Consider the following 3957-nt stretch of genomic DNA (forward strand, 5'->3'; position numbering starts at 1 on the left):
TTCTTAAAATTGCCAAAATTTCCTTAAACTCTTCTTTTTTCCCAAAACCAATTAAACGCTGAATCGCCATTTGAACATAGTCTAAACCATAGCGAAATAAACTCATTGAGAGTCGTCCATGCTTCTTTATTTTTATCACTTTTTTTGATCATGTTGCCATTCACCTGTTAAATAGCACCAACAGAAACCGATAGCTAGCACTGCTATCAATTTCTTGACTCGTCTAGGTGTCTGTTAAACGAGTATTTTCAAGATTAAACCCGCGTCCTTTGAGACAACTGAATAAGGTTTCAATTTCCCAGCGTAATGCATAATCCTGAATAGGATTGGCATTAAACTGAGAAGAAACGACGAGTAAAAGTTCTCCATTTTCTAACTGTAGTGCACTTATATATAGTTTCACTCGACCAACCAAAATCCGTTGTTTACGACATTCAATTTGACCAACTTGAAGATGGCGAAATAAATCACTGATTTTATGATTCTTTCCTAAATGATTGGTGACAATAAAGTTTTTTTAACACGAATGCAGAAGTTGATGTCTTGTTCAATTAACCATGTAAACCACTGCTCACCGATAAACTCTCTGTCTGCGAACACATTCACAATACGGTCTTTACCAAAAATGGAGATAAAGCGTTGAATCAAAGCAATACGCTCTTTTGTATCTGAATTTCCACGTTTATTAAGTAATGTCCAAACGATAGGTATCGCTATTCCACGATAAACGATCGCGAGCATCAGGATATTAATATTTCGTTTTCCCCATTTCCAATTGGTTCTATCTAAAGTCAGTTGCACTTTGTCGAATGAAAATATATTGAAAATCAACTGAGAAATTTGACGATAATCGAAATACTGACCTGCAAAGAAGCGCTGCATACGTCGATAAAATGATTGTGGTAAGCACTTGATGGGCAAGGCTTTAGATGCAGAAGAAAGATTACATGTTTGCTTTAAAATAATCACAAGCATGATGAGCGCAAAGCACTTTAAATGTGACTTGTTCCATTTTTGATATTTGTTTAAGATAAGATATAACTCATTGAGATGTGTCATAGTATTCGTCGTTAGAAAACAATTATTGTGACATTATTTCAATGAGTTATCTATTTTTGTCGTGTACAGAGAAAAAGATTATAAAAAGTAACAAAACTTTAGAAAATACTGTTTAAAATCAAATTAATTAAATAAATATCAATAAATAATTGAGGATAAACATCATGCGTGTATTAAAACAATCTTTAATAACCCTGATGCTGGCCAGTACCTTGACCCTCACAGGATGTGGCTATAACACTTTACAGGTGAAAGATGAAGCGGTAACTGCTTCATGGTCTGAAGTGCAAAACCAGTATCAGCGCCGTGCCGACCTGGTGCCGAATCTGGTCAATGTGGTCAAAGGCTATGCCGCGCATGAAGAGCAGGTATTAACTGAGGTGACCCAAGCGCGTGCGAATGTCGCCGGTTTAAAAGTGGATCGAGAAGTACTGGAAGATCCCGAATTATTCCAGCGTTATCAGGAAGCGCAGTCGCAAATGACCAGTGCTCTATCGCGTTTATTGGCGGTGACTGAAAATTATCCAGATCTGAAAGCCAACGAGCAGTTCCGTGATTTGCAGGTACAGTTGGAAGGCACTGAAAATAGAATTGCTGTGGCACGTAACCGTTATATTACGACTGTTCAGGACTTTAACTCTTATGCGCGTCAGTTCCCACAAGTGATGACTGCCAAAGTGATTGGAATGGAGACCAAACCAAACTTTAGTGCCGAGCAAAGTGCACAGAAAGCCCCGACAGTTTCATTTGATTAAGATCAAATTTTGCAAAAGAGAGAGTGGCTGCAATGAGGCATAATCTGGCGGCAAAATTCTGTGCCGGTTTGTTGATCAGTTTAAGTGCAAGTCTGAGCAATCTGGCCTGGAGTGAGACCGCGACAGCAACGGATACCGAAGAAGTTATTGTTGCACGTGAAATATTGCAAAATCCGGCTGCGAATAATACTGCAAGGACTCAATCAGATACTGAAGTAGCGCCAGCCCAGCCGCCACAAATTGCCAATGATATGGCCGAAGGCCAGATACAGCGTGATTTACCCAGTCTAAATGAACCGGTGATTGATCAGGCCAATATACTCAGCCCAATTGAAAAGCAGGCGATTAGTCAACGCATTTTAAACTTGCATAATGCTGGCAAAGGCCAGGTTGGTGTAGTGATTGTTCCAACCACGGGACAGGAAGATATTTTTGATTATTCCATGCGCATAGCCGACGCCTGGCAGCTCGGTTCAGCCAAACGCGATAATGGCTTATTGATGACCATTGCCATCAATGATCGCCGTATTCAGATCTTGACCGGTTATGGTCTGGAAGGGGTGTTGCCCGATATCGTGGCAGGCCGGATTATCAATGACAAGATCACACCGTATTTTAAACAGGCTCAATATGCACAAGGGATCGACTCAGGACTGACTGAAATAGAACGGATTTTAAATCTTGATCCTGAAATTGCTGCACAGGCGGCCGATGAGCTGAAAGAGCGTCAGGAACAGGCTTATCAGGCACAAAAAGCCAGTAAGGCAACGTTCAGTAGCGTGCTGTTTATTATTGTTGCTGGTGTGATTGCTTCGATGATTTTTGGCAGAAAACTCAGTGCTGCGACTGCCGCAGTTGCAGGCACAGCTGCCGGTCTGGTCAATGGCATGGGTTTAATTGCCAGTTTAATGATTGGTGCCGGGGTATTCTTTTTATTGGTCACTTCACTGGCCCAGCTGATTTTACATGCCTTTATGGCAGGTGGTGGCCGCGGCGGTGGTGGTCGTGGTGGTTTTGGGGGCGGCGGCTTCGGCGGTGGCGGTGGTGGATTTGGTGGGGGAGGAGCATCAGGCTCATGGTAACAACGACAGATACGACAGAGATTGTCACGCAGCCGAAGCTGGAAGAACATGCGCAGCCGAGTTTTAAACGCTGGTTAAAACATTTCTTTTATATGCCGGCCACCAAGCGTTTTTTCTCCAAGCAGGATCAGCATTCCATTGCAGTGGCGGTGGAAGAAGCCGAGCATGGGCATGTCGGGGAGATTCAGGTGGTGATTGAAGGCTGTCTGCCTTCACGATCTGCTTATTATCAAGATACCTTATGTCGTGCCCGACAGTTATTTGCTGAAATTGGGGTTTGGGATACCGAATATAACAGTGGGGTACTGCTCTATTTAAATCTGTGCGAGCACAAGGTTGAAATTGTGATTGATCGGGGAATTAAGAATGCGACGACCCAGCAGGTCTGGGATGAAATTTGCCAAAATATTATTCAGCATTTAGTCCAGCAGAAGTTTAAAGACGGGGTTATTGAAGGTGTGGGGCAGATTGGAGAAGTCTTAGATCAGTACTATGATCGCAAAATAGATGATTTGGAAAATGAATTAGGGAATAAACCGATTATATTGGGGTGATTTTAGTCAACTAACTGACATTTTTTGTCAGTTAGTTACACAAAATAAAACATAAAAATTACAAAAATAAAAATATTTTTTTAAAGTGCTGTTTTTTCTGTTAATTTTATTATAATAAAACTTGGCACACTTAGTGCTAAATATAAAATAAGCTAAATGAGCTTTTTCTTTAGGCTTATAAATAAACAAAAAACATTTGTGGAGAATGTTATGAACGCTCAAAAAGGTTTTACCTTAATTGATACTCCATAAGTGTCCATATAAAATAAACAATCCATAAGTAAGTCAATATGGACATAAAAATAATAAATTTGATATGGAGCATCAATATTATCTTTTTCTACTTTTTTCAATCTCCGCTTTTATTCATGCTCAAGAACGGCTTTGTTGCACAAACCTAGCATCAAAAGCTTATTCAGCAATATAATTTCAAAATGAATAAGCCTGCCTCTAAAATCTACCGTACAACCAATTGGTCATCCTATAACCGAGCCTTAATTAACCGAG

The 3957-nt window shown here is 40.5% G+C and carries 3 protein-coding genes and 1 pseudogene; 3 read left to right on the plus strand and 1 reads right to left on the minus strand.

The window, feature by feature from the left end; translation table 11 throughout:
• Positions 1–1059 (minus strand): annotated as a pseudogene (locus FTU82_RS15795) (IS4 family transposase); the annotation flags it as partial.
• A 164-nt stretch (positions 1060–1223) separates the two neighbouring features.
• Here FTU82_RS15795 and FTU82_RS15800 point away from each other — a divergent pair.
• Genes FTU82_RS15800 through FTU82_RS15810 form a run of 3 tightly spaced genes read left to right on the plus strand, consistent with a single transcriptional unit; the run spans position 1224 to position 3450 of the window.
• Positions 1224–1814 (plus strand): LemA family protein, encoded by a 591-nt coding sequence (locus FTU82_RS15800; RefSeq protein WP_100357533.1) that lies wholly within the window; start codon positions 1224–1226, stop codon positions 1812–1814.
• 32 nt (positions 1815–1846) lie between these two features.
• Positions 1847–2896, plus strand: a complete 1050-nt coding sequence (locus FTU82_RS15805; RefSeq protein ID WP_100357534.1) for a YgcG family protein — start codon at positions 1847–1849, stop codon at positions 2894–2896.
• The gene (locus tag FTU82_RS15810) at positions 2890–3450 is read left to right on the plus strand and encodes a TPM domain-containing protein (RefSeq protein ID WP_100357535.1); all 561 of its coding nucleotides are present in this window, start codon (positions 2890–2892) and stop codon (positions 3448–3450) included. Before FTU82_RS15805 ends, FTU82_RS15810 begins: the two co-directional genes overlap by 7 nt.
• The last annotated feature ends 507 nt before the right edge of the window (positions 3451–3957 follow it).

This window comes from Acinetobacter sp. YH12151, assembly GCF_013418355.1.
Taxonomy (GTDB): domain Bacteria; phylum Pseudomonadota; class Gammaproteobacteria; order Pseudomonadales; family Moraxellaceae; genus Acinetobacter; species Acinetobacter pseudolwoffii.